This window comes from Aquipseudomonas alcaligenes (assembly GCF_003205495.1).
GTDB lineage: Bacteria > Pseudomonadota > Gammaproteobacteria > Pseudomonadales > Pseudomonadaceae > Aquipseudomonas > Aquipseudomonas alcaligenes_B.
Genome location: NZ_QJRX01000004.1, coordinates 160,464 through 186,753, shown reverse-complemented (window position 1 = coordinate 186,753; position 26,290 = coordinate 160,464). Strand labels below are relative to the sequence as shown.

Sequence of the window (26,290 nt, the reverse complement as noted above, 5' to 3'; positions counted from 1 at the left end):
ACCGCATGGACGGCGGAGTGCTGGTGGGTTACGTCGAGGGTACCGAAGCCGGTGACTATGACGTGTTCAGCCTGCAAGTGAACGGCGACGGCAGCTGGACCTTTACCCTGCTCGGGCCGATCGACCATCCGAAACCCGATGGCGATGACAGCGAGTTGCTGAGTGATGACGAAGGCCTGCCGATCGACTTCTCTGGCGTTCTGGCGGCCACCGATGGCGATGGCGACCCGCTGCTAGGCGGCTTCCCGCCGGGCAGCTTCGTGATCGATGTCGAGGATGACGTTCCCGTTGCTGGGCTGAACCAGCAACCGCGTGAACTGGGCACCGTCACTGTGGACGAGAGCCTGGTCGCTCTGGGTGGTGCCTACCCGGATGGCATTTCATCCGCGGTGTTGAGCGCGGCGGTCGTGCAGTCGCAATTTGACAGCAGCTTTGGCGCGGACGGTCCGGCAGTTGAAGACAGCACAGTCTATAGCCTCGACCTGTTGGCTGATGATGTACCTAGTGGCCTGTTCGCCGTGGATCCGGCCCTGCCCTCAGGCAAGGGGGCAGAGATCCTGCTCAACCAGGTGGGTAATGTGATCACGGGTAGCGTAGGGGATCACGACTACTTCACGCTGACCATTGACCCGGTTTCCGGAGCGGTGACGCTCAATCTGCTGGACAATATCTGGCACGACGACACCATTGATCCGGACGACAGCGAAGTGCTGCAACTGGATGCGGGCGTTCTGTTGCTGACCCAGTCGGTGACGGATGGCGACGGTGACAGCGACAGCGCCTCGTTCGATCTGGGTGTGGCCGGGGTCTTCCTGTTCGAGGACGATGGTCCGCGTGTGGTGGTTAATGCGGCCAGCAACGTGCTGGTGGGCCTGGATGAAACTGGCCCGAGTGGTGCGGCCAGCCTCGATACCCTGGCCGTGACCAAGGGCAATGACCCGGATGTGGCCGGCAGCGGCTACATCAGCAGGGCTGTGAGTGCCGGTGCCGTGGTGAACGTGACCACCGAGGCCTACGGTGCCGACGGTCCGGCTGCCACGGGCAGCAAGGTCTACAGCCTGACTGTGACCAATGCCACTTCGGGCCTGACCCTGACCGATGGTTCGGCCATCAACCTGGTGCAGTTGGCCAATGGCGTGGTGGTCGGGCAGGTTGTGGACGGCGCCTTTGCCGGCCAGGCCGCCTTTGCCATCCAGATCGACAGTGGCACGGGCGTGGTGACGGTCGAGCAGTACCTGTCGCTGGATCACCCGGCCGAAGCCAATGCCGGCAATGCTTACAACAGCTATGACGAGGCGATTGCACTGGCTACCGGCTCACTGGGTGTGACGGTCACCCTGAAAGACGGTGACTACGACACAGTGGCGAGTGCGACGGCGGACATCTCGGGCCAGGTGCGCTTCGACGACGATGGTCCGAATGTGGCGATCTCTGCGGCCAGCAACGTGCTGGTCGGGCTGGACGAGAGTGGCCCGAGTGGTGCGGCCAGCCTCGATACCCTGGCCGTGACCAAGGGCAATGACCCGGATGTGGCCGGCAGCGGCTACATCAGCAAGGCTGTGAGCGCAGGCGCCGTGGTGAATGTGACCACCGAGGCCTATGGTGCCGATGGCCCGGCGGCTGCCGGCAGCAAGGTCTACAGCCTGGTAGTGACTAATGCCAACTCGGGCCTGACCCTGACCGATGGCTCGGCCGTCAACCTGGTGCTGCTGGCCAATGGCGTGGTGGTCGGGCAGGTGGTGGGTGGCGCCTTTGCCGGTCAGGCTGCCTTTGCCATCCAGATCAACAGCACGACGGGTGTGGTGACGGTCGAGCAGTACCTGTCGTTGGATCACCCGGCAGAAGCCGTGGCTGGCAATGGTTACAACAGCTATGACGAGGCAATTGCGCTGGCTACCGGCTCGCTGGGCGTGACGGTCACCCTGAAAGACGGTGACAACGACACGGTGACCAGTGCGACGGCGGATATCTCGGGCCAGGTGCGCTTCGACGACGATGGTCCGAATGTGGCGATCTCTGCGGCCAGCAACGTGCTGGTGGGCCTGGATGAAACTGGCCCGAGTGGTGCGGCCAGCCTCGATACCCTGGCCGTGACCAAGGGCAATGACCCGGATGTGGCCGGCAGCGGCTACATCAGCAGGGCCGTGAGTGCCGGTTCCGTGGTGATTGTAGGCACTGATGCCTATGGCGCCGATGGCCCGGCGGCTGCCGGCAGCAAAGTGTTCAGTCTGACGGTGACCAATGCCACGTCGGGCCTGACCCTGACCGATGGCTCGGCCATCAACCTGGTGCAGTTGGCCAATGGCGTGGTGGTCGGGCAGGTTGTGGGCGGCGCCTTTGCCGGCCAGGCCGCCTTTGCCATCCAGATCGACAGTGGCACGGGCGTGGTGACTGTCGAGCAGTACCTGTCGCTGGATCACCCGGCAGAAGCCGTGGCTGGCAATGGTTACAACAGCTATGACGAGGCGATTGCGCTGGCCAGCGGCTCGCTGGGCGTGACGCTCACCCTGAAAGACGGTGACAACGACACGGTGACCAGTGCGACGGCGGATATCTCGGGCCAGGTGCGCTTCGACGACGATGGTCCGAATGTGGCGATTGCCGTGGCCAGCAACGTGCTGGTCGGGCTGGACGAGAGCGGCCCGAGTGGTGCGGCCAGCCTCGATACCCTGGCCGTGACCAAGGGCAATGACCCGGATGTGGCCGGCAGCGGCTACATCAGCAAGGCCGTGAGCGCAGGCGCCGTGGTGAATGTGACCACCGAGGCCTATGGTGCCGATGGCCCGGCGGCGGGCAGCAAGGTCTATAGCCTGGTAGTAACCAATGCCAACTCGGGCCTGACCCTGACCGATGGCTCGGCCGTCAACCTGGTGCTGCTGGCCAATGGTGTGGTGGTCGGGCAGGTGGTGGGTGGCGCCTTTGCCGGTCAGGCTGCCTTTGCCATCCAGATCAACAGCACGACGGGTGTGGTGACGGTCGAGCAGTACCTGTCGTTGGATCACCCGGCAGAAGCCGTGGCTGGCAATGGTTACAACAGCTATGACGAGGCAATTGCGCTGGCTACCGGCTCGCTGGGCGTGACGGTCACCCTGAAAGACGGTGACAACGACACGGTGACCAGTGCGACGGCGGATATCTCGGGCCAGGTGCGCTTCGACGACGATGGTCCGAATGTGGCGATCTCTGCGGCCAGCAACGTGCTGGTGGGCCTGGATGAGACTGGCCCGAGTGGTGCGGCCAGCCTCGATACCCTGGCCGTGACCAAGGGCAATGACCCGGATGTGGCTGGCAGCGGCTACATCAGCAAGGCCGTTAGCGCCGGTGCCGTGGTGAACGTGACCACCGAGGCCTACGGTGCCGACGGTCCGGCTGCCACAGGCAGCAAGGTCTACAGCCTGACTGTGACCAATGCCACTTCGGGCCTGACCCTGACCGATGGCTCGGCCATCAACCTGGTGCTGCTGGCCAATGGTGTGGTGGTCGGGCAGGTGGTGGGCGGTGCCTTTGCCGGCCAGGCTGCCTTTGCCATCCAGATCAACAGCACGACGGGTGTGGTGACGGTCGAGCAGTACCTGTCGTTGGATCACCCGGCAGAAGCCGTGGCTGGCAATGGTTACAACAGCTATGACGAGGCGATTGCGCTGGCCAGCGGCTCGCTGGGCGTGACGGTCACCCTGAAAGACGGTGACAACGACACGGTGACCAGTGCGACGGCGGATATCTCGGGCCAGGTGCGCTTCGACGACGATGGTCCGAGCGTGGCGATTGCCGTGGCCAGCAACGTGCTGGTCGGGCTGGACGAGAGCGGTCCGAGTGGTGCGGCCAGCATCAATACCCTGGCCGTGACCAAGGGCAATGACCCGGATGTGGCGGGCAGCGGCTACATCAGCAAGGCCGTGAGCGCAGGCGCCGTGGTGAATGTGACCACCGAGACCTACGGCGCCGACGGCCCGGCGGCGGGCAGCAAGGTGTTCACTCTGGAGGTGAACAATGCCAACTCGGGCCTGACCCTGACCGATGGCTCGGCCATCAACCTGGTGCTGCTGGCCAATGGCGTGGTGGTCGGGCAGGTGGTGGGCGGCGCCTTTGCCGGTCAGGCTGCCTTTGCCATCGAGATCAACAGCAGCACGGGCGTGGTGACGGTCGAGCAGTATCTGTCGCTGGATCACCCGGCCGAAGCCACTGCAGCCAATGGTTACAACAGCTACGACGAGACCCTGGCACTGGCCACCAACTCGCTGGGTGTGACGGTCACCCTGAAAGATGGTGACAACGACACGGTGAAGAGCACGAAAGTGGATGTGTCGGGCCAGATTCGCTTTGACGATGATGGTCCGTCTCTGCCGCAAGACATCCACAAGCAGTTGCTGGAGATCAATTCGGTCGATACCAATCTGCTGATTGTCCTGGATGTATCCGGCAGCATGGACGACAGCCCCGGTGTGGCAGGTTTCAGCACCAAGCTGGCGCTTGCCAAGAATGCCATTACCCAGCTGATCAACGCCTACGACGGCTTCGGCGATGTGATGGTGCGGATGGTGGCCTTCAATGCTTCCGCCACTTCGAACCTGAGCGGTTCGGGTGAGATCTGGCTGACGGCTAACCAGGCAATCACGCTGATCAACGGGCTGTCGAACACCTTCGGCGATGGTCTGACCAACTACGATGCTGCGCTGCTGACAGCGATGAATGCCTTTGCTTCCCCCGGCAAAATCGTCGGTGGGCAGAACGTGGCTTACTTCCTGTCGGATGGCCTGCCCACGACTTCCAGCAACTGGCCTGGTGTGGTCGGTACGGGTGCCAATGGCATCAATGCGCCGGAGGAAGTGGCCTGGGAAACCTTCCTCAACACCAACGACATCAAGACCTTTGCCCTAGGCATGGGTGGGGCCGCCGATCAGGCGCAGCTCAATCCGGTGGCCTACGATGGTTTCGGTGCCGGTGCCGAGATGAATGGGGTGGTGGTGACCGACCTGTCGCAGCTGGCGGCGGTTCTCACCGGCACAGTGGTGATTCCGCAGGTGAGCGGAAATCTGATCAGTGAGGGCGTATCGGGAGGACTCGGTGGCTTTGGAGCCGACGGCCCTGGTGCATTGCCGATAGTTTCGATCCAGCATGATGGTGTGACCTATACCACGGCCTCTGCGCAGTACAACGCGGTTACGAACATGCTGACGTTGACGACAGACGCGGGGGGAACTCTCAAGGTCAACTTCCTGACCGGTGCTTACACCTACAGTTTCGGGCTGGAAATCAATGCTGATGTGACCGAGAGCTTCGTCTATACCATCGTCGATGGTGATGGCGATCACGCCAGTGCAACGCTGTCGGTGCATGTCGAAGACACCGCACCGGTAACCGGCGCGGTCGATGAAGATGAGCTGCCTGGCGGTATCACCGACAACGATGCGCAGACCACTGTGGTCTCTGGCAGCGTGGTTGAGCTGCTGGTCGGAACGAACTCGGCAACCTTCAGCCTGGACACTACGCCCAGCGGAATGCCGGCATTGACCTCGGGTGGTGTGGCCATCACCTACAGCTTCCTTGGCGACACCATGACGGCCAAGGCAGGCTCGCTGGAGATCTTCACCCTCAAGCTCCAGAGCAACGGTGCATACACCTTTACCCTGAAGGGCCCGATAGATCACCCGAACGACAACAACAATGACAATGAGCGGCTGACGCTGGATCTGACTGGCGCCCTGGCGGCATCCGATGGAGTGAATCCGCTGCCACTGGCTGGCTCGCTGTTGATCGATGTCGAGGATGATGTGCCGATCGCCTTTACTCCGGTCAGGGCGCTGCTGGTCGATCAGGATGCCAATACCCACACAGTTACAGCAGGGCTGAACTTCGCCAACTCTGCAGGTGGGGATGGTGTCGGCAATGTGGTGTTCAACTTCACGGCAGGAACCGAGGCCAGGGATGCCGGTGGCCAGTTGCTCAAGCTCAATGGCCAGCAGTTGTACCTGCAGTACGGCGCCGACAATACCGAACTGGTGGCCAAGACCGCGGCGAATGTCGTCGGCTACACCATCGACATCAATCCGGGTGGCGACTCCTATACGCTGACCACCTATGGGCCGATATCCAATGGTTCCTTCGTGTCCGCCACCAATCTGACGGGTGTCGGTGCGGGTAATGTCGCTTACAAGGGATTGATCGATATCGGTGGCACCTCGCAGGACGTGCTGATATCCACCACGACGGCTGGCGGCAGTATCAATAGCGACAGCGACGACATCGGCATCTCCAACCAGTGGATCGACACCGGCGAGCGTATCCGCTTCGACTTCGTGAACAACCTGGTCGCTACGGGAGGAGGAACCACCGGCTTCACGTACAGCACCCACAATCTGGCCAATACCTACCGGCAGAAAATCTTCGTCAAGGGTGGCGCGAGCAATGAGGCCATATTGATCATTACTGCCATAGTGGCAGATAACGATGATGTGTTCGGCCTCTCTGATGTCGGCGAGACGCAGGTAAACCTGGCCACCAGCAATATCAAGGTGTTCAACGCATCAGGAGTCGATGTAACAGCATCGGTGACGCTGCTTGACCTCGGCAATTCGATCTCTGTCAGCGACATGAGAGATGGCTGGACCTTCCAGATCGATTCGGCTACCTCCTTCAGTGCCGTACATGTCCAGGGTGGCAATGGCGAGGACTTCTCGCTGGGCTTCTTCAGCTACTCGCAGACCTCTGTGCAACAGCCAATCAGCCTGTTGCATCCGGTGACTGGCACTGATGGCGATGATGATTCGGTCAGCAGTGCCATCCAGGCCACCTTGTATCCCGCCTCTACCAGTGTTCAGGGCACCAGCGGGGACAATGTCATGACGGGAACTGCCTCGGTCGACTACCTGTTTGGCAACGGCGGCAACGATACGCTGAGCGGCCTGGCAGGCGACGATGCGCTATCCGGTGGGGATGGTAACGACATCCTGATTGGTGGTCTCGGCAACGACCTGCTTTCCGGCGGTGCAGGTGCCGATACCTTCCGCTGGCTGGCGGGCGATACCACGGGTGCCGACAAGGTGCTGGACTTCAAGCCGAGCGAGGGCGACAAGCTGGATCTCACCCAGCTGCTGGTCGGCGAGAGCTACAACGCCGGGTCGCTGGACGACTTCCTCAGCTTCTCGATAGTCGATAACAGCACGGTGATATCGATCGCACCCACAGGGGCGGGTGCGCCTACTACAAGCATCGAGCTGAACGGCTTCAATGTGGCTGTCGAGTACGGCGTCACTCCCGGCGGTGGTGGCATCATCTCCGCTGGTGCGGATACCGCTACCGTGATCAATGGACTACTTGGAGACAATGCTCTGCAAGTCGCCTGATTGGTGACATGGGCATGGGCCCGCTACCCTTACCGGTAGCGGGCTTTTTTATGCCTGGAGGAAGCCACATGGTGTACGTGCAGAGGGATGGGGAAGGGCGGCTGCTGCGGGTGGAGCACGATCCGTTCGAGGGCATGACGGAGACCCTGGCGGTCGAGAGCGAGGAGCTGCACAACTGGCTGACGGCTCGCGAAGAAGTCAAGGAGCGCCTGGCCAGCCTCAAGGAGTCGGACCTGGAGCTGGTTCGGGTGCTGGAGGACGTGGTCGTCGCCCTGGTACAGAAAGGCGTGATTCGCTACACCGACCTACCCGAGGCGGCCCGGCGCAAGCTGGACCAGCGCGCGGTGACCCGTGCCGAGATCGAGGGCCTGAGCGGCCTGCTCGGCGACGACGAGCACCATCTGATCTGAGGTGAGCTACACCGCGCGCGGTGTAGCCCTACTCCACAGCACTAAGGCCTCAACCAGGCCAGCAGCACGTCCAGCAGGCGGTTGGCGAAGGCCCATTCGTTGTCGTACCAGGCCATTACCTTGACCAGGTTGTCGCCCTGCACCCGCGTGTGGTTGAGGTCGACCACGCAGGACACCGGGTAGCCATTGAAGTCACTGGATACCAGTGGCAGGTCGTTGCACTCCATCACCCCCAGCGGCAGCTGGCGCGCGGCGCGCTGCAGGCAATCGTTGATCGCCTCGCGGCTAGTCGGGTGTTCGCTGCCGAAAGTCAGGTCGAGCAGTGACACATTGGCCGTCGGTACCCGCACCGCCATGCCATCCAGGCGGCCGTGCAGCTCGGGGATGACCAGGCCGATGGTCTTGGCCGCGCCGGTGCTGGTGGGAATCATCGACAGCGCGGCGGCGCGGGCGCGATAGAGGTCGTTGTGGGTCTTGTCGAGCAGGTTCTGGTCGTTGGTATAGGCATGCACCGTGGTCATCAGGCCCTGGCGGATGCCCACCGCGGTATGCAGCACCTGAGCCAGCGGGGCCAGGCAGTTGGTGGTGCAGGAGGCGTTGGAGACGATCTGCTGGTTGCCCAGCAGCTGGTGGTTGACGCCATAGACCACGGTCAGGTCGGCCGTATCCAGGGGGTGCGAAAGCAGCACCCGTGGCGCGCCGGCGGCCAGATGCTGCTCGGCCAGCGCACGCTTCTTCAGGCGCCCGGTGCAGTCGATCACCACGTCTACGGCGAGCTGCTTCCAGGGCAGCTTGGGGATTTCCTTCTCGCCGAACAGGCGGATCGACTGGCCGTGGACCTGCAGCACATCCTCGTGCAGGCCGACATGGCCGGCGAAGCGGCCGAAGGTGGAGTCGAAGCGGGTCAGGTGGGCGAGCGTCTTGAAATCACCGGTTTCGTTGATTGCTTCGACATGAATCTGGTTTTCCAGTCCGCGCTCGAACAGGGCACGGACCAGGGCGCGACCGATGCGCCCGTATCCATTCAGGGCAATACGCAGCATGACAGTCTCCGACTGGCGGGTCTGTCCTTAGCATAGGCGGCCCATTCGCCGCCTGCGCGTCAGCGGTTTCGCGCGCCGCCGAAGGAGGCGCAGCCGCGTTGTACTTCGCCGTTCAGGCGCAGCTCGGCGCTGAGATGCTGCACCGCGCCACTCATGCCGTCCATGCAGCGCTGGGGCGCCAGCCAGAGTTCCAGGCGCTGGCCATTGGCCTCGCTGCTGAGGCTGAAGCGTCCTTCCGGCAGCTGCTCCTCCAGGTAGGGCAGGGCCAGGGGCGGCTGGCCGGGGCGCAGCAGCACCAGGCCCTGGTCGCTGACGCCCAGGCTCCAGTCCGGCTCATGGCCGTTGGCGCGCAGCAGCAGGCGCTCGAAGCCCGGTTCATTGCAGCCGGGCCCCTCGCCTTGCAGGCGGTAGACCTGCGTCGGGCGCAGCGCGCCATCCAGCCCGGTCTCGCTGGTCGAACCCAGAGTGCCAAGCAGGTCGACGAACAGCCTGTCGTGGCCGTCGGCCAGCAGTTGGCCGGCTTCGCGGGCGATGTCGCTGTCGCCCTCGTTGATCACGGCATAGCGGCGCTGCTCGCCGCAGGGGCGCAGCAGCAGGCGGCCGTCGACCAGACCCAGCTCGCCCTGCAGGCGCTGGGCGGGGGTGACGGGCTTGTTCTCGTACACGCTGAACATCTGGCAGCCGGCGAACAGCGGCAGCAAGGCGAACAGCAGGGTGCGGGCTTTGGACATGGGGCTCTCCTTGCGGTCAGGGTGCCAACTTACCCACCGCGCCCGCTCAGCTCAAGGCTGGAAACATGCGGCAAACTTGTATAGTCGCGAGCATGCGGCCATCCTCCAGACAAGACCTTTCCGAGTGTGAACATGGATAGAAGCACTGGCTCAGGCCTGTCGTTCGCCAGGCGTATCTATTTGCCCCGCTGCATCGGCCTGGGCATCGGTTTCTTCTGCGTGGCGGCCGGCCTCTGGCCGCTCGAGCCGGCGCCCTGGCTTTGGGCGCTGCTGCTGTTCAACGGCTTTCTCTGGCCGCATCTGGCCTTCCAGGTCGCCCGGCGCGCGGCCTCGCCGTTCCAGGCCGAGCGCCGCAACCTGCTGGTCGACTCGCTGTTCGGCGGTTTCTGGACCGCGACCATGGCGTTCAACGTGCTGCCCAGCGTGACCATCCTGGCCATGATGGCGATGAACAACATCGCCGCCGGCGGCGGGCGTTTCTTCCTCAAGGGCAGCCTGGCCATGCTGGCTGGTGGCGGCCTGTCGATGCTGCTGTTGGGGCCGGCCTTCAGCCCGGACACCAGCATGGTGCAGCTCTACGCCTGCCTGCCGATGCTGATTCTCTATCCGCTGGCCCTGGGCTGGGTCAGCTACAACCTGAGCATCAAGCTGGCCGAGCACAAGCAGGCCCTGCGTGCTGCCGGCCGTACCGACAGCCTGACCCGGCTGTTCAACCACGGCCACTGGAAGGATCTGCTGCACCATGAATTCGATCGCTGTCGCCAGGGCCAGCAGCGGGCCACCGTGGCACTGATCGACGTGGACCATTTCAAGGAGATCAATGACCGCCATGGCCACCTGGTCGGCGACAGCGTGCTGCGCCTGCTCAGCGAGAAACTGGTGCAGAGCCTGCGCGCCGAGGACCTGGCCGGGCGCTATGGCGGCGACGAGTTCTGCGTGATCCTGCCCAATACGCCGCCGGTGCTGGCCGGAGAAGTGATGGAGCGGCTGCGCCAGGAACTGGGCGAGGTGCGCAGCGAACTGGCACCAGGGCTGCGCATCACCCTCAGCATCGGCCTGGCCGGCTACAGCCCGTTCCAGTTGGACGCCGCGCACTGGCTCAAGGATGCCGACCGGGCGCTGTACCTGGCCAAGAGTCGCGGGCGCAACCAGGTGGTGACGGCCAGCGAGTCGCCGACTCCCGAGGACAGCCAGCAACAAGTCTATCCCGGCGCCTGAGTTCCCAGGCCGCCGCCGGCGTGTCAGGCTATGGACCTTTGCCATGCGTGGATACCGTCATGACCAGTGAAGCCGCCAGCCCCCGCGAGCCGCTCAATGCCACCGAGGTGCGCATCCTCGGCTGCCTGATCGAGAAGCAGGCCACCACCCCGGAAACCTACCCGCTGACCGTCAATGCCCTGGTGCTGGCCTGCAACCAGAAGACCAGCCGCGAGCCGCTGATGAACCTCAGCGAAGGCCAAGTCGGCCAGGCCCTGCGCGCCCTGGAAGGGCGTGGCCTGACCCGCCTGGTGATGGGCGGCCGCGCCGACCGCTGGGAGCACCGGGTGGACAAGGCCCTGGAGCTGGTCAAGCCGCAGCAGGCGCTGCTCGGTCTGCTGTTCCTGCGTGGCCCGCAGACCCTCAGCGAGCTGCTGACCCGCAGCAACCGCCTGTTCCAGTTCGATGACGTGGCCGAGGTGCAGCACCAGCTGGAGCGCCTGGCCGCGCGCGAACTGGCCTGCCTGCTGCCGCGCCAGAGCGGCCAGCGCGAGGACCGCTACATGCACCTGCTCGGCGAGCAAGCCGACCTGGACGCCTTGCTGGCCGCGCGCCAGGCCGAGGCTCCGGCGCAGCGCGGCGGCGACGACAGCCGCATCGCCGAGCTGGAGGCCCGCGTGGCCGCCCTGGAGGAGCGCCTGGCGCGCCTGGAAGGCTGATCGCGCCGGGCTGGCCCGGCTTCAGGATTCGTTAAGACTCGCTGCCGATACTCCCCTCCACGAACCCGCCCGTGGAGGGAGTCCGATGAGTCAATCCGAGTGGAACAACGCTTTCCCGCTGCACTTCGGCAGCGATCCGCAGGGCCAGTCGAGCATCAACCTGGCGACCCCTGCCAACGCCCAGCGCGACCTCTTCGAGGCCTTCGTCCGTGAGCGCTTCAGTGCGGCGCATGGGGCCCGCATCAGCCATTTCATGCCCGAGCTGTTCGGCCTGCACACGGCGCAGGATGAGCTGACTGCGGTCTGTGGCACGCGCCTGGCGCAGCAGGAGGCGCTGTTTCTCGAGCAGTACCTGCAACAGCCGGTGGAGCAGGTGATCGCCCGCCTGGCCGAGCGCCCGGTGGAACGCCGGGAAATCGTCGAGGTCGGCAACCTGGCCGCCAGCAGCCCCGGCAACGCGCGCCTGATCATCATCGCCATGACCTGCCTGCTGGCCCGCCGTGGCCTGCAATGGGTGGTGTTCACCGGCGCCGCCGGCCTGATCAACAGTTTCCGCCGCCTCGGCCTGGCGCCGCTGCGCCTGTGCGAGGCCGACCCGCAGCGCCTGGGCGAGCAGCGCCATGCCTGGGGCCAGTACTACGAGCAACGCCCGCAGGTGTTCGCCGGCAATATCCAGCTCGGCTACCGCCAGCTGTGCGAGCAGGGCGTGCTGCAGCGCCTGGGGTTTCTCCTGCCCTGTGCGGAGGCGCCCCATGCAGCCTGAACTGCAACGCCTGAAAGACAGCCTGCGCGACCATGCCGAACGCCAGCCCGGGCGCCTGGCGCTGTGGGGCGATGAGCAACGGGTGGATTACGCCGAGTTGTGGGAAGAGGTGCAGCGGCGCGAGCAACTGCTGCGCCAGCAGGGCTGCGCGGTGTTCGCCCTGGCCCTGGAGAACGGTCCCGAGGCACTGCTCTGGGACCTGGCCGGGCTGTTCGCCGGTAGCGCCTGCGTGATCCTGCCGCCGTTCTTCAGCCCGGCCCAGCGTGCCCACTGCCTGCGCCAGAGCGGCGCCAGCCTGGTGCTCGGCGAGGCTGCTGGCATGGAAGAGGAGCTGCGTGCCTGTGGCTTCCACGCCGATGGCCAGTTCTGGCGTCTGAACGAGCCGGGCGCAGCCGTCCAGCTGCCGCCGGGCACGGCGAAGATCACCTACACCTCCGGCACCACCGGCACGCCCAAGGGCGTGTGTCTGAGCGCCGCGGCCATGCTGCGGGTCGCCGGCGAGCTGGAGGCGGCCAGCCGCGCGACGGCGCCACAACACTACCTGGCGGTGCTGCCGCTGGCCGTGCTGCTGGAGAACCTCGGCTGCTACGCGGCGCTGCTGGCCGGCGCTACCCTGAGCCTGCCGTCGCAGCGCCAGCTGGGCATCCAGGGTGCCAGCGGGGTGGACTGGCCGCGCCTGCTCGGCATGCTGATGGCGCGCGGGGCGCAGAGCCTGATCCTGGTGCCGCAGCTGCTGCTCGGCCTGGTCAGCGCCATCGAACGTGGCGCCGTGCCGGCCAGTGGCTTGCGCTTCGTCGCCGTCGGCGGCGCGCGGGTGGCGGACGAGCTGCTGGCCCGTGCCGCCAGGCTGGGCCTGCCGGTGTACCAGGGCTACGGCCTGTCCGAATGCGCCTCGGTGGTCTGCCTCAATCGCCCCGGCGCCAACCGCCCCGGCAGTGTCGGCCGGCCGCTGCCGCATGTGCGCGTGCGCCTGGCCGAGGACGGCGAAGTGCTGGTGGCCGGCCCGGTGCTGCTCGGCTATCTGGGCGAGCCGCCGTTCGCCGGCGAGTGGTGGCCCAGCGGCGATCTCGGCGAGTTCGATGCCGACGGCTACCTGTACCTGCGCGGGCGCAAGAAGCACCAGTTCGTCACCAGCTTCGGGCGCAACGTCAATCCCGAGTGGGTCGAGGCCGAGCTGACCCAGAACGGCGTGCTGGCCCAGGCCTTCGTGCATGGCGAGGGCCTGCCGCACAACCTGGCGCTGCTCTGGCCACTCGACCCGGCCTGCAGCGACGCCGCCATCGAGACCGCCGTGCAGCAGGCCAACGCCGGCTTGCCGGACTACGCCCGGGTCGGCCGCTGGCGCCGCCTGGAACAACCCTTCACACCGGCCAATGGCCTGCTCACGGCCAATGGTCGCCCCCGGCGCGATGCCATCCTGGCGCGCTACCGCGAGCTTTTTCACGAACCGCAACCCGTATGAGGTCCCCCATGAATTTCTTCGACGAACTGCAAGCCGCCACCCAGACCGAGCGCGAGGCCCTGTTCGGCGTGCCGGTGATCCGCGAGGCCATCGCCGGCCAGGTCAGCCTGGAGGGCTACATCGCCTTCCTGACCCAGGCCTACTACCACGTGCGCCACACCGTGCCGCTGATGATGGCCTGCGGCGCGCGCCTGCCGGCCGGCATGGAGTGGCTGCGCAAGGCGGTATGCGAATACATCGACGAGGAGTACGGCCACGAGCAGTGGATCCTCGATGACATCCGCGCCTGTGGCGGCGATGCCGAGGCGGTGCGCAACGGCCAACCGAGCCAGGCCATCGAGCTGATGGTCAGCTACCTGTACGACACCATCGCCCGTGGCAATCCGGTGGGGCTGTTCGGCATGGTCAACGTGCTGGAGGGCACCAGCATCGCCCTGGCGACCCAGGCCGCCGGCACCATCCAGAACCGTCTGGGCCTGCCCAAGGAGGCCTTCAGCTACCTGTTCTCCCACGGCGCGCTGGATATCGGCCACATGCAGCACTACCGCAACCTGATGAACCAGCTGCAGCGCGAGGAGGACAAGGCCGCGGTGATCCACGTCAGCAAGGTGGTCTACCGCCTCTATGCCGACATGTTCCGTGGCCTGCCGCGGGCGGTGCCGGAGGTGCAGCATGCGACTGCCTGAGTGCCGCGCGCTGCTCACCGGCGCCAGCGGCGGCATCGGCCTGGCGCTGGCCGAGCGGCTCTGCGCCGGCGGTGCCCAGGTGCTCGCCGTGTCCCGCCAGGGCGGCGCGCTGGACGAGCTGGCGCGGCGCTACCCGCAGCAGCTGCGGCGCATCGAGGCTGACCTGAGCCAGGCGGCCGGGCGCCAGGCGGTGGTGGAGGCCGCGCGCGGCCTGGGCGGGCTGAACCTGCTGATCAACGCGGCCGGGGTCAACCGTTTCGCCATGCTCGAGCAGCTGGGCGATCAGGAGATCGCCGAGATGCTCGGCCTCAACCTGGTCGCCAGCGTGCAGCTGACCCGCGCCCTGCTGCCGCTGCTGCGCCAGCAGCGCCAGGCCCTGCTGGTCAATGTCGGCTCGATCTACGGCTCCATCGGCTATGCCGGTTACGCCACCTACTGCGCCAGCAAGTTCGCCCTGCGCGGTTTCTCCGAGGCGCTGCGTCGCGAGCTGGCGGACACCGGCGTCGGCGTGCTCTACGTGGCGCCGCGCGCCACCCGCACGCCGATGAACAGCAGCCAGGCGGTGGCGCTGAACAGCGCGCTGAAAGTCGCCATGGACCCGCCGCAGAACGTCGCCGCCGCAGTGATCGCCGCCATCGAGGCGGACCGCAGCGAGCTCTATCTGGGCTGGCCGGAGCGCTTCTTCGTGCGCCTCAACGGCCTGTTCCCCGGCCTGGTCGACCGCGCGCTGCGCAAGCAGCTGCCGCTGATCCAGAAATTCACCCACAAGGAGATGCCCCGATGAACAAGTTGCTCACCTTGCTGCTCGCCTGCGCCCTGAGCCTGCCGGCCTGGGCCCTGGACGAGGCCGGCAGTCAGCGCCTGCGCGAAGTACAGACGCGCTGGGCACAGATCCAGTACGAGTTGCCCGAGGCCGAGCGGGCCAAGGCCTTCGAGCATCTGGCCGCCACCAGCGAGGCCTTCACCCGCGAGCAGCCGCAGGCCGCCGAGGCCTGGATCTGGCGCGGCATCGTCACCAGCAGCTGGGCCGGTGCCGAAGGCGGGCTGGGCGCCCTGGGCAAGGCCAAGCAGGCACGGGCTTTCCTGGAGCAGGGCCTGGCCCTCGATCCCCAGGCCCTGCAGGGTTCGGCCTACACTAGCCTGGGCACCCTGTATGACCGGGTGCCGGGCTGGCCGATCGGCTTCGGCGACGAGGACAAGGCGCAGGAGCTGCTGCAGCAGGCCCTGCGCATCAACCCCACGGGCATCGACCCACTGTATTTCTGGGGCGACCACCTGTACCGTCAGGGCCAGTACGCGCAGGCCCGGGAGGCGCTGCAGCAGGCGCTGCAGGCACCGCCACGCGCGGGGCGCGAGCTGGCCGACCGGGGCCGGCGCGGCGAGATCGAGAAGCTGCTGCAGGCGGTGAACCAGGAATTGGACTAAGGGGGCTACATGCGGCTGTTGCTGGTCGAGGACGACAGGGCGCTGGGCGAGGGCGTGCGCCTGGGGCTACGCCAGGAAGGCTACACGGTGGACTGGCTGGAGGATGGCGCCAGCGCCGTGCACGCGCTGCTCAGCGAGGAGTTCGACCTGCTGGTCCTCGACCTCGGCCTGCCGCGCCTGGATGGCCTCCAGGTGCTGCGCCAGCTGCGGGCCAGCGGTTCGGCCCTGCCGGTGCTGATCCTCACTGCGCGCGACGCCACCGGCGACCGCATCGCCGGCCTGGATGCCGGTGCCGACGACTATCTGGTCAAGCCCTTCGACCTCGACGAGCTCAAGGCCCGCCTGCGCGCGCTGCTGCGCCGCAGCGCCGGGCGCGCCCAGGTGCGCATCGAGCATGCCGGGGTGTGCCTCGACCCGGCCTCGCAACAGGTCACCTACCAGGGCCGCGCCGTGCCGATGACGCCCAAGGAGTACCTGCTGCTGCACGAGCTGCTGTCGCAGCCGGGCAAGGTGCTGACCCGCGAGCGCCTGGCCCAGTCGCTGTATGGCTGGGACGAGGAGGCCGAGAGCAATACCCTGGAGGTGCATATCCACCACCTGCGCAAGAAGCTGTTCAGCGGCCTGATCCGCACCGTGCGCGGCGTCGGCTATCTGGTCGAGGAGCAGTCGTGATCTCCATCCGCCGCCGCACCCTGGCCCTGGTGCTGAGCCTGATGCTGCTCGGTGCCCTGGCCGTGACCCTGTTCAACTACTTCGACAGTACCCACGAGGTCGAGGAAATCTACGACGCCCAGCTGGCCCATACCGCGCGCCTGCTGCAGGGGGTGATGCGCACGCCGGTGCAGGACGGCGAGCGCGCCGGCCTCTATGCCGCCTTCAATGCGGCCCTGGCCCAGGCCGGCCAGCGCAAGCCGGGGCACCCTTACGAGAGCAAGCTGGCCTTCCAGGCCTGGAACGATGCCGGCGAGGTCCTGGTGCGCAGCGCCAGCGCGCCGCAGCTGGCCGGGCCGCCGCTGACGCCGGGCTTCGCCGACCTGCTCGTCGAGCGCCACCAGTGGCGCGGCTTCACCCTGCGCGACGACGAGCTGGGCCTGCTGATCTGGACCGGCGAGCGCGACGACGTGCGCCGCGAACTGGTGACCAGCATCGTCCGCCACACCCTGTATCCGACCCTGGTCGGCAGCCTGATCCTCGCTGCCCTGCTGTGGTGGGCCATTGGCTGGGGCCTGGCACCGCTGCGCAACATGGCGGCGGTGATCCGCGCGCGGCACGCCGACTCGCTGCAGCCGTTGCAGCTGGAGCCGCTGCCCAGCGAGCTGGCGCCGATGCAGGCCGCGCTCAACCGCCTGCTGGCGCAGATCGATCAGGTACTGGAGCGCGAGCGGCGCTTCATCGCCGACGCCGCCCACGAACTGCGCACGCCGCTGGCGGTGCTGCGCGTGCACGTGCAGAACGCCCTGCAGGCGGACGACGAGGACACGCGCCGGCACTCGCTGGGCTTCCTGGTCGGCGGCATCGACCGCGCCACCCGCGTGGTCAACCAGCTGCTGACCCTGGCCCGGGTCGAGCCGGCGCTGCCGGCGGACAGCCTGGAGCCGCTCGATCTGCGGGCGCTGGCCCGCGAAACCCTGGCCGAACTGACCCCCTGGGTGCTCAAGCAGGGTCTGGAGCTGGACCTGGAGGCGGGCGAGGGCGACTTCCGCGTGCGCGGCGACGCCGGCAGCCTGGGCATCGCCCTGCAGAACCTGGTGACCAACGCGGTGAACTTCTCGCCGGCCGGCGGCCGGGTGCGCGTGCTCCTGCAGGGCGATGCGCAGCGCGTGCTGCTGCGGGTCGAGGACCAGGGCCCGGGGATTGCCGCCGAGGACCTGCCGCACGTCTTCTCGCGCTTCTTCAGTCGCGGCGATCATCAGGGTGCCGGCCTCGGCCTGGCCATCGTACAGACCATCGCCAGCCGCCATGGTGGCGACATCCAGCTGGCCAACCGCGACGGCGGCGGGCTGCAGGCCACCCTGGCGCTGCCCAGGCTCGGCTGAAGTATCATGCCGGCCTGGATTTCGAGTGGATGAGCGCCATGAGCGATACCCCCAACCTGCTGCAGGAACTGCAGCGCGCCGACATGCTGCTGATCGACGGCCTGCATGCCTGGCAGTTCGACCTGCACGAGCAGGCCCGTGGCGAGCAGCTGCAGCTGCGCGTCGAGTGCATGGACGGGCGTACCCGCCGCGTGTGGGATTTCAGCGCGGCGGAGGTGGCCGCCGCCGTGGCCGGCGAGGTGCCGGACAGCTGGCGCATCGCGACTGCCTCCGGCAGCCACGAGCTGATCTGCCTGGGCGCGATCAGCGCCGACAACGACGATGACGACGCGCCGGAGGAGGCCGAGCAGCTGTGATCCGCTGCAAGCGCGTCTACCTGCCGGTCGAGGCCGAGGATGGCGCGCGCGTGCTGGTCGACCGCCTGTGGCCGCGCGGCTGCCGCAAGGAGAGCCTGGCGCTGGATGCCTGGCTCAAGGAAGTGGCGCCGTCGGAGACGCTGCGCAAGGGCTTCTGCCACGATCCGGCGCTGTTCGACGAGTTCCGCCGGCTCTACCGCGCTGAGCTGGCGGCCCATCCCGAGCGCTGGCAGGGCCTGCTGGAGCGGGCGGGCAAGGGCGACTTGACCCTGCTGTTCGCCGCCCGCGACGAGCGGCACAACAACGCGCGGGTGCTGGCCGAGTTCCTCGAAGAGGAGCTGGAACGGCGCGGGCCGCCCAGCTCGCCGGTGTGCTACGCCGATCAGTAGTTGCCGGAATCGTTGCACACCAGCTCGTCGCTCCCGGCGACGGCATAGCAGATCATCTTCTCGTCCTTGTAGGGCAGCACCAGGCTGTAGCCCGGCTTGCCGTTGACCAGCAGCTGTTGGGCCTTGGTGTCCCAGTCGATGCGCACCTTGTTGCCGCTGTCCCAGTCCCAGTGGGTGAAGAAGTACTGGTCGGTGGCCGCGCAGGTGGTCACCGCGCAGGCGCCCTGGCTCTGCAATTCGCCTTTCTTGTAGTAGTAACAGGTGCCGCGGCCCTCGCCGCAGCCGGCATGGGCGGTGCCGGCGAGCAGCGAGAGCAGCAGGGCGAGTCGGAACTTGTGCATGGGAAAGATCCTTTTCCGGGGTTTCATGGGGTGAGTCGTTGCGCACTCCAGGCGCCGTCGGGCTGGCCGCGCAGGATCAGCAGCTGTTCGCCAGGGCCCTCGGTGGCGCCGACCAGCTGCCCGCGCGCATCCCAGAACGCGCTGCGCCCGGCCGCCGCATATCCACCCGAGGGGCCGCCATGGTTGGCCATCAGTACGCCGAAGCCATGCCGGGCCGCATGCCCCTGCAGGGTGGCGCTGTCGGTGGCATAGCCCTGCTTCGAGATCAGCACGCCGGCCAGGTACAGCGAGGCACCGGTCGCCGCCGCTGCTGCGGCATGTTCGGCATGGCCGGTGTCGGCGCAGATGGCCAGGGCGCAGCGCTCGGCCCCGAGGGCAAAGCTGCAGCTCGCGGCGTCGCCGGCGCTGGCCCAGCGTTCCTCGCCGGGGTGCAGATGGCGCTTGTGGTAGGTGGCATGGCTGCCATCGGGGAACAGCACGATGGCGCCGATATGCGGACGCTCGCTGCCGCTGGCCAGCGGCGCGCCGAGAATCAGGATCATCTTTTTCTGCTGCGCCAGTTCGCGCAGCGGAGCCAGGGCCGGGCCTGCCGGGTCGACCACGCAGCTGGCGACCCGTTCGGGCTCGTAGCCGCTCAGCGACAGCTCGGGAAATAGCAGCAGCTCGACGCCGGCCTCCGCTGCCGCATGGACGAAGGCGCAGTGGCGTTCGATGTTGGCGGCCAGGTCGCCGGGAATGGACAAGCTCTGGGCGGCGGCTAGGCAGAGACTGGGCATGGGCAGGGCTCTTGAACGAGTGCTTAGGGTTAACCAATCCGCAGGCAAAAGAAAGCCGCCTCGCGGGCGGCTTGCTTTGCAGCGCTGCTGTCAGGCCTTGTCGCGGGCCAGGCAGGCGGCGGCGGTGAACAGCACGTCGGTGGAGGAGTTCAGCGCGGTCTCGGCGCTGTCCTGCAGGATGCCGATGATGAAGCCGATGGCCACCACCTGCATGGCCACCTCGGCGGGAATGCCGAACAGGCTGCAGGCCAGCGGGATCAGCAGCAGCGAGCCGCCGGCCACGCCGGAGGCGCCGCAGGCGCACACCGCCGAGACCACGCAGAGCAGGATGGCGGTCGGCATGTCCACGGCGATGCCCAGGGTATTGGCGGCGGCCAGGGTCAGCACGCTGATGGTGATGGCGGCGCCGGCCATGTTGATGGTGGCGCCCAGCGGGATGGACACCGAGTAGGTGTCCTCGTGCAGGCCCAGGCGCTCGGCCAGCTGCAGGTTGACCGGCACGTTGGCCGCCGAGCTGCGGGTAAAGAAGGCGGTGATGCCACTCTCGCGCAGGCAGGTGAACACCAGCGGGTAGGGATTGCGGCGGATCTGGCTGAACACGATCAGCGGGTTGACCACCAGGGCGACGAACAGCATGCAGCCGATCAGCACGGCGAGCAGCTGGGCATAGCCGGCCAGGGCCTTGAGGCCGGCGTCGGCGAAGGTGGTGGCGACCAGACCGAACACGCCCAGCGGGGCGCAGCGGATCACCACGCGGACGATCAGGGTCACGCCGTGGGACAGGTCGGCGAAGATCGCGCGGGTGGTCTCGCTGCCGTGGCGGATGGCGATGCCCAGGCCAATGGCCCAGGCCAGGATGCCGACGAAGTTGCCCTTGAGCAGGGCGTTGACCGGGTTGTCCACCACGTTCAGTGCCAGGGTCTTGAGCACTTCGGCGATGCCGCCGGGCGGGGTGCTGCCGCTGGCCGCCTCGCTGAGCACCAGGGTCGAGGGCCACAGGCTGCTGGCGAGCACCGCGACGATGGCGGCGGCCAGGGTGCCGACCAGGTACAGCAGCAGGATCGGGCGGATATGGGTGGGCTGGCCCGGCTTGTGGTTGGCGATGGCCGAGGCCACCAGGATGAACACCAGCACCGGCGCCACGGCCTTCAGGGCGGAGATGAACAGGGTGCCGAGGAAGCCGACTTCATCGGTGGCCTGCGGCAGGAGCAGGGCCAGCAGGATGCCGGCGACCAGGCCGATGGCGATCTGCAGGACCAGGCTGGTGCGATTGAGCAGTGCTAGGAGGGGGCGAAGGAGCATGGGTGGAGGTTCCTGTGATTCGACGGGCGGGCCTATGGGCGAGATCCCGTTGGGCGGCAGGCCGGGTTGGCGGCTACCGGTTTTCGTGGGCCGGTCGGGTCGCGACAGGCGCAGGAGAAAAACAAGGCGGCGATTCTAATGGCTCGTGGCGGTGGCTGTCCGCCTTCCGTCAGTTGGGCAAATGAAAACGGCCCGCGAGGGGCCGTTTTCATTCGAGCCACGAACATCAGCCGCCGAGGTAGGCGTCGCGCACCTTGGGGTCGACCAGCAGGTCGGCGCCGGTGCCCTGCATGACGATGCGCCCGTTTTCCAGCACATAGGCGCGATCGGCCAGCTTGAGCGCCTGGTTGGCGTTCTGCTCGACCAGGAACACGGTCACGCCATCCTTGCGCAGCTGTTCGATGATGTCGAAGATCTGCTGGATGATGATCGGCGCCAGGCCCAGGGACGGCTCGTCGAGCAGCAGCAGCTTGGGCTTGCTCATCAGCGCGCGGCCGATGGCGAGCATTTGCTGTTCGCCGCCGGACATGGTGCCGGCGCGCTGCTCGAAGCGCTCTTTCAGGCGTGGGAACAGGTGCAGGACCTTGTCCAGCTGCTCCTGGTTGTCTGCCTTGCTGCCGAAGAAGCCGCCCATGGCCAGGTTTTCCTCGACGGTCAGGCGGGCGAACACGCGACGGCCTTCCGGCACCACGGCGATGCTCTTGCGCATGATGTCGCAGGATTCCTGGCCGACCAGTTCCTCGCCCATGTAGCGGATGCTGCCGCTGGACGCGCGCGGGTTGCCGCACAGGGTCATCAGCAGGGTCGACTTGCCGGCGCCGTTGGCACCGATCAGGGTGACGATTTCACCTTTCTCGACTTCGATGCTTACGTCGTGCAGGGCCTGGATCTTGCCGTAGAAGGTGGAGACGTTGTTGAAACTCAGCATGCTTACGCCTCCCCCAGATAGGCTTTGATCACGTCCGGATTGTTGCGGATCTGCTCCGGCGTGCCGTCCGCCAGGGGGGTACCCTGGTTGATCACGTAGATGTGGTCGGAAATGCTCATGACCAGGTGCATGTCGTGTTCGATCAGCAGCACGGTGACGTCGTGGTCGTCGCGCAGCATGCCGATCAGTGCCTTGAGGTCCTCGGTTTCCTTGGGGTTGAGGCCGGCCGCCGGCTCGTCGAGCATCAGGATGCGCGGGCGCGTCATCATGCAGCGGGCGATCTCCAGGCGGCGCTGCTGGCCGTAGGCCAGGGTGCCGGCCGGGCGGTTGGCCACGTCGGTGAGGTTGACCTCTTCCAGCCAGTGCGCCGCATACTCCATGGCCGCCTTCTCGCTGCGGCGGAAGCTCGGGGTCTTGAGCAGGCCGGCGAGGAAGTTGGTGTTGAGGTGGCGGTGCTGGGCCACCAGCAGGTTCTCCACCGCGGTCATTTCCTTGAACAGGCGAACGTTCTGGAAAGTGCGCACCACGCCCTTGTGGGCGATCTTGTGGCCCGGCAGGTGCTGGATCGGCTCGTCGTCGAGCAGGATCACGCCGCCGGTGGGCTGGTAGAAGCCGGTCAGGCAGTTGAACACGGTGGTCTTGCCGGCGCCGTTCGGGCCGATCATCGACACCACCTGCTTGGGTTGCACGGTCAGGGCGACATTGTTGACGGCCAGCAGGCCGCCGAAGCGCATGGTCAGCCCGCTGACTTCGAGAATCGGGCGGCTCATGGTTTCAACTCCAGGTGCGGGCGTTGCATGGGCAGCAGGCCCTGCGGACGCCAGATCATCATCAGCACCATCAGGGCGCCGAACATCAGCATGCGGTACTCGTTGAACTCGCGGGCGAGTTCCGGCAGCAGGATCATCACCACGGCGGCGAGGATGATGCCGAGCTGCGAGCCCATGCCACCCAGTACGACGATGGCGAGGATGATCGCCGACTCGATGAAGGTGAAGGACTCGGGGGTGACCAGGCCCTGGCGCGCGGCGAAGAAGCTGCCGGCGAAACCGGCGAAGGTGGCACCCAGGGTGAAGGCGGACAGCTTGATCACGGTGGGGTTCATGCCCAGCGCGCGGCAGGCGATCTCGTCTTCGCGCAGCGCTTCCCAGGCGCGGCCGATCGGCATGCGCAGCAGGCGGTTGATCACGAACAGGGTCAGCAGCACCAGCAGCAGGGCGATCAGGTAGAGGAAGATCACCTTGTTGATCGAGTTGTAGGCGACGCCGAAGAACTCGTGGAAGGTCTGCATGCCCTCGGCGGCACGGCGTTCGAACGACAGGCCGAACAGGGTCGGCTTCTCGATGTTGCTGATGCCGTTGGGGCCACCGGTGACCTCGGTCATGTTGCGCAGCAGGATGCGGATGATCTCGCCGAAGCCGAGGGTGACGATGGCCAGGTAGTCGCCGCGCAGGCGCAGCACCGGGAAGCCGAGGATGAAGCCGAAGAAGGCGGCCATCAGGCCGGCGATCGGCAGGCATTCCCAGAAGCCCAGGCCGTAGTAGTGCGACAGCAGCGCATAGCTGTAGGCGCCCACGGCATAGAAGCCGACGTAACCCAGGTCGAGCAGGCCGGCCAGGCCGACCACGATGTTCAGGCCGAGGCCGAGCATCACGTAGATCAGGATCAGGGTGGCGATGTCCACGGCGCCGCGGCTGCCAAAGAACGGCCAGGCCAGGGCGACCACGATCAGGCCGAGGATGATCCAGCGCTGGGTCGAGGGCAGGGTGAGGAAGTTGCTCGTACTGGCCGGCACCTTCGGCATGCTGGGTACGCTGGCCCAGGCGCTGCCGATGCGGTCACGGAACAGTTGCCAGAAGAACATGGCCACGGCCGCCGCGGCGATGGTCCAGAGCACGGCCGGGCTGGCGCCGTGCACTTCCAGCTTGATGCCGACGGTGGTCAGCTTCAGGCCGAGCACCGGATAGGCCACGGCCAGCACCAGCAGGGCGCTGAAGAAGGCGGTCTTGAGGTTTTTGGTCATCATACTTTCTCGACCTCCGGACGGCCGAGGATGCCGGTCGGACGGAACAGCAGCACCAGCACCAGCAGGCTGAAGGCCACCACGTCCTTGTACTGGTCACCGAAGATGTCGGCACCGAAGGCCTCGGCCACGCCCAGCACCAGGCCGCCGAGCATGGCGCCCGGGATACTGCCGATGCCACCGAGCACGGCGGCGGTGAACGCCTTGATGCCGGCGAGGAAGCCGATGTGCGGGTTGATCACGCCGTACTGCATGCCCAGCAGCACCGCGGCCACGGCGGCCAGGGTGGCACCGATGACGAAGGTCAGGGCGATGATGTTGTTGGTGTTGATGCCCAGCAGGTTGGCCATCTTGATGTCCTCGGCGCAGGCGCGGCAGGCGCGACCGAGGCGGGACTTGGAGATGAACATGGTCAGGCCGTACATCACCAGGAAGGTGACGACGAAGATCAGGATCTGCATGTAGGAGATCACCACGCCATTCATGGTGCTCTCGCCGAACACGATGTTGCCGGGGATCAGGTTGGGAATGGCCTTGTCTTTCGAATCCTGCGCGAGGAGCACTTCGTTCTGCAGGAAGATCGACATACCGATGGCCGAGATCAACGGGATCAGGCGGTTGCTGCCGCGCAGCGGCCGGTAGGCCACCCGTTCGATGCTGTAGCCGTAGGCGCTGGCGACTATGATGCTGGCGGCGAAGGCGCCGATGATCAGCAGGGGGAGGCTGTCCAGCCCCATCATGGTCAGCCCGGCGATGACGATGAAGGCCACGTACGAGCCAATCATGTACACCTCGCCGTGGGCGAAGTTGATCATGCCGATGATGCCGTAGACCATGGTGTAGCCGATGGCGATCAGGGCATAGGTGCTGCCAACGGTCAGACCGTTAACCAGCTGTTGCAGGTAGTGATAGAGCTCAGGCATTACCTAACTCCTCGGCGCGGTCCGTAAAGCGGCGCTTGTGACGCGACGGATGGCCGGAAAACTCGATAAAACAAAGCCCACTGCTCGCGCAGTGGGCTTTGGGTTCAGGCGGGAAGCTTACTTGGCTTCGGTTTTGGTACCGTCCTGGTGCCACTCGTAGACCACGAAGCTGAAGTCCTTCAGGTCACCCTTCTCGTCGAAGGCCAGGGTGCCGGTCGGGGTCTCGAAGCTGTTGGCGCGCAGCGCGGCAGCGACCTTGTCGGTGTCGGTGCTGCCGGCCTTCTTCATGCCTTCGGCCATGACCTGCACGGCGGCGTAGGCCGGGAACACGAACGGACCGCTCGGGTCCTGGTTCTTGGCCTTGAAGGCCTCGACCAGTGCCTGGTTCTTCGGATCCTGGTCGAAGGACTTCGGCAGGGTCACCAGCAGGCCTTCGGAGGCCGGACCGGCGATGGCGGAGATTTCCTTGTTACCCACGCCTTCCGGACCCATGAACTTGGCTTTCAGGCCTTTCTCGGCGGCCTGGCGCAGCAGCAGGCCCAGCTCCGGGTGGTAGCCGCCGTAGTAGACGAAGTCGACGTTGGCCTGCTTGAGCTTGGAGATCAGCGAGGAGAAGTCCTTGTCGCCGGCGTTGATGCCTTCGAACACGGCAACCTTGGTGCCTTTGCCTTCCAAGGTCTGCTTGACCGCGGTGGCGATGCCTTCACCGTACTGCTGCTTGTCGTGCACGACGGCAACGGTCTGCGGCTTGACGTGGTCGGCAATGAAGTTGCCGGCGGTCGGGCCTTGCAGGCTGTCCAGGCCGATGGTGCGGAACACCAGCTGGTAGCCGCGGGCGGTGATGTCCGGGCTGGTGGAGGCCGCGGTGATCATCAGGATGCCTTCGTCTTCGTAGATGTCGGACGCCGGCTGAGTGGAGCTGGAGCACAGGTGGCCAACGACGTATTTCACTTCGTCGTTGACGATCTTGTTGGCCACGGCCACGGCCTGCTTCGGATCGCAGGCGTCGTCGTACTTGACGCCTTCGAGCATCGCGCCGTTCACCCCGCCGGCCTTGTTGATCTGCTCGATGGCCATTTCGGCACCGATGAACTGCATTTCGCCGTACTGGGCAACGGCACCGGTCACCGGACCGGCCAGAGCGATCTTGATGGTGTCAGCGGCCATCGAATAGCTGGCGGCGCCAGCCAGGGCCATGGCGGCGAACAGCTTGGTCACTTGCTTGGTAGCCTGTTTCATAGTGCTCCACTCTTATTTGTGTTGTTCGTTCTTGTAATCCATGCGGCCAAAGCTGCAGGACCGGCTAAAACTCCCCCGGCCACACGCCCGGCAACTGTACCGGCACAGTGTAGAACCCTGTTTTGCGGCTTGAAAAGCACACAGTTGGAGGCATGCGGGGGCGGTGTCGCTTAATTGAAATAAACGTACAGAATAACG

23 protein-coding genes are annotated in these 26,290 nt (G+C 66.2%); 13 read left to right on the top strand and 10 right to left on the bottom strand.

The window, feature by feature from the left end; translation table 11 throughout:
* The first annotated feature begins 23 nt into the window (after window positions 1–23).
* The gene (locus DMO17_RS08805) at window positions 24–7,343 is read left to right on the top strand and encodes a DUF5801 repeats-in-toxin domain-containing protein (protein WP_181418756.1); all 7,320 of its coding nucleotides are present in this window, start codon (window positions 24–26) and stop codon (window positions 7,341–7,343) included.
* Window positions 7,344–7,411: 68 nt separating this feature from the next.
* A complete protein-coding gene (locus DMO17_RS08800; protein WP_110682116.1) occupies window positions 7,412–7,753 on the top strand; it encodes a tryptophan synthase subunit beta in 342 nt (113 codons plus the stop codon).
* 41 nt (window positions 7,754–7,794) lie between these two features.
* Here the strand turns inward: DMO17_RS08800 and gap are convergent, their stop codons facing one another.
* Both gap and DMO17_RS08790 read right to left on the bottom strand, forming a co-directional pair.
* Window positions 7,795–8,796, bottom strand: a complete 1,002-nt coding sequence (gene gap, locus DMO17_RS08795; protein ID WP_110682115.1) for a type I glyceraldehyde-3-phosphate dehydrogenase — start codon at window positions 8,794–8,796, stop codon at window positions 7,795–7,797.
* A gap of 59 nt (window positions 8,797–8,855) precedes the next feature.
* The gene (locus DMO17_RS08790; protein ID WP_110682114.1) at window positions 8,856–9,527 is read right to left on the bottom strand and encodes a COG3650 family protein; all 672 of its coding nucleotides are present in this window, start codon (window positions 9,525–9,527) and stop codon (window positions 8,856–8,858) included.
* Window positions 9,528–9,659: 132 nt separating this feature from the next.
* Between DMO17_RS08790 and DMO17_RS08785 the strand changes: the two genes are divergently transcribed.
* From DMO17_RS08785 to DMO17_RS08735, 11 genes are all read left to right on the top strand, one after another.
* The gene (locus tag DMO17_RS08785; protein ID WP_110682113.1) at window positions 9,660–10,745 is read left to right on the top strand and encodes a diguanylate cyclase; all 1,086 of its coding nucleotides are present in this window, start codon (window positions 9,660–9,662) and stop codon (window positions 10,743–10,745) included.
* 59 nt (window positions 10,746–10,804) lie between these two features.
* Entirely contained in the window at window positions 10,805–11,443 is a 639-nt protein-coding gene (locus DMO17_RS08780; protein WP_110682112.1) for a YceH family protein, read from the top strand.
* Window positions 11,444–11,528: 85 nt separating this feature from the next.
* Window positions 11,529–12,206, top strand: coding sequence for a thermostable hemolysin (locus DMO17_RS08775; RefSeq protein ID WP_110682111.1), 678 nt, complete (start codon window positions 11,529–11,531; stop codon window positions 12,204–12,206).
* Window positions 12,196–13,668, top strand: a complete 1,473-nt coding sequence (locus tag DMO17_RS08770; RefSeq protein ID WP_110682110.1) for an AMP-binding protein — start codon at window positions 12,196–12,198, stop codon at window positions 13,666–13,668. The genes DMO17_RS08775 and DMO17_RS08770 overlap by 11 nt, the downstream gene beginning before the upstream one ends.
* An 8-nt stretch (window positions 13,669–13,676) precedes the next feature.
* Window positions 13,677–14,354, top strand: coding sequence for a TenA family transcriptional regulator (locus tag DMO17_RS08765; RefSeq protein WP_110682109.1), 678 nt, complete (start codon window positions 13,677–13,679; stop codon window positions 14,352–14,354).
* A complete protein-coding gene (locus DMO17_RS08760) occupies window positions 14,341–15,138 on the top strand; it encodes an SDR family oxidoreductase (protein WP_110682108.1) in 798 nt (265 codons plus the stop codon). The genes DMO17_RS08765 and DMO17_RS08760 overlap by 14 nt, the downstream gene beginning before the upstream one ends.
* Window positions 15,135–15,779 carry a tetratricopeptide repeat protein gene (locus DMO17_RS08755; protein WP_110682107.1) on the top strand — a complete coding sequence of 215 codons (645 nt, stop codon included), beginning with the start codon at window positions 15,135–15,137 and terminating at the stop codon, window positions 15,777–15,779. Before DMO17_RS08760 ends, DMO17_RS08755 begins: the two co-directional genes overlap by 4 nt.
* Before the next feature lie 9 nt (window positions 15,780–15,788).
* Window positions 15,789–16,451, top strand: a complete 663-nt coding sequence (locus tag DMO17_RS08750) for a response regulator (RefSeq protein WP_110682106.1) — start codon at window positions 15,789–15,791, stop codon at window positions 16,449–16,451.
* Window positions 16,448–17,815 (top strand): ATP-binding protein, encoded by a 1,368-nt coding sequence (locus DMO17_RS08745; RefSeq protein ID WP_110682105.1) that lies wholly within the window; start codon window positions 16,448–16,450, stop codon window positions 17,813–17,815. The genes DMO17_RS08750 and DMO17_RS08745 overlap by 4 nt, the downstream gene beginning before the upstream one ends.
* A gap of 38 nt (window positions 17,816–17,853) precedes the next feature.
* Window positions 17,854–18,171: a DUF5629 family protein gene (locus DMO17_RS08740; protein WP_258371504.1), complete on the top strand. Its 318-nt coding sequence runs from the start codon at window positions 17,854–17,856 to the stop codon at window positions 18,169–18,171.
* Window positions 18,168–18,560, top strand: a complete 393-nt coding sequence (locus DMO17_RS08735) for a DUF488 domain-containing protein (protein WP_110682103.1) — start codon at window positions 18,168–18,170, stop codon at window positions 18,558–18,560. The genes DMO17_RS08740 and DMO17_RS08735 overlap by 4 nt, the downstream gene beginning before the upstream one ends.
* On the opposite strand, the gene DMO17_RS08730 is transcribed toward DMO17_RS08735, so the two are convergent.
* The 8 genes from DMO17_RS08730 to DMO17_RS08695 form a co-directional block, all read right to left on the bottom strand.
* Entirely contained in the window at window positions 18,554–18,901 is a 348-nt protein-coding gene (locus DMO17_RS08730) for a hypothetical protein (protein ID WP_110682102.1), read from the bottom strand. The genes DMO17_RS08735 and DMO17_RS08730 overlap by 7 nt on opposite strands.
* A 23-nt stretch (window positions 18,902–18,924) precedes the next feature.
* A complete protein-coding gene (locus tag DMO17_RS08725; RefSeq protein WP_110682101.1) occupies window positions 18,925–19,677 on the bottom strand; it encodes a carbon-nitrogen hydrolase family protein in 753 nt (250 codons plus the stop codon).
* A 90-nt stretch (window positions 19,678–19,767) separates the two neighbouring features.
* The gene (gene sstT, locus DMO17_RS08720; protein ID WP_110682100.1) at window positions 19,768–20,979 is read right to left on the bottom strand and encodes a serine/threonine transporter SstT; all 1,212 of its coding nucleotides are present in this window, start codon (window positions 20,977–20,979) and stop codon (window positions 19,768–19,770) included.
* Window positions 20,980–21,205: 226 nt separating this feature from the next.
* A complete protein-coding gene (locus DMO17_RS08715; RefSeq protein WP_110682099.1) occupies window positions 21,206–21,907 on the bottom strand; it encodes an ABC transporter ATP-binding protein in 702 nt (233 codons plus the stop codon).
* A 2-nt stretch (window positions 21,908–21,909) separates the two neighbouring features.
* Window positions 21,910–22,677: a high-affinity branched-chain amino acid ABC transporter ATP-binding protein LivG gene (livG, locus tag DMO17_RS08710; protein ID WP_110682098.1), complete on the bottom strand. Its 768-nt coding sequence runs from the start codon at window positions 22,675–22,677 to the stop codon at window positions 21,910–21,912.
* Window positions 22,674–23,930, bottom strand: coding sequence for a high-affinity branched-chain amino acid ABC transporter permease LivM (locus DMO17_RS08705; protein ID WP_110682097.1), 1,257 nt, complete (start codon window positions 23,928–23,930; stop codon window positions 22,674–22,676). Before DMO17_RS08705 ends, livG begins: the two co-directional genes overlap by 4 nt.
* Window positions 23,930–24,853, bottom strand: coding sequence for a high-affinity branched-chain amino acid ABC transporter permease LivH (livH, locus tag DMO17_RS08700; protein WP_110682096.1), 924 nt, complete (start codon window positions 24,851–24,853; stop codon window positions 23,930–23,932). Before livH ends, DMO17_RS08705 begins: the two co-directional genes overlap by 1 nt.
* Before the next feature lie 117 nt (window positions 24,854–24,970).
* Complete coding sequence (locus DMO17_RS08695) at window positions 24,971–26,092, bottom strand: branched-chain amino acid ABC transporter substrate-binding protein (protein ID WP_110682095.1); 1,122 nt, start codon at window positions 26,090–26,092, stop codon at window positions 24,971–24,973.
* Between the last annotated feature and the right edge of the window lie 198 nt (window positions 26,093–26,290).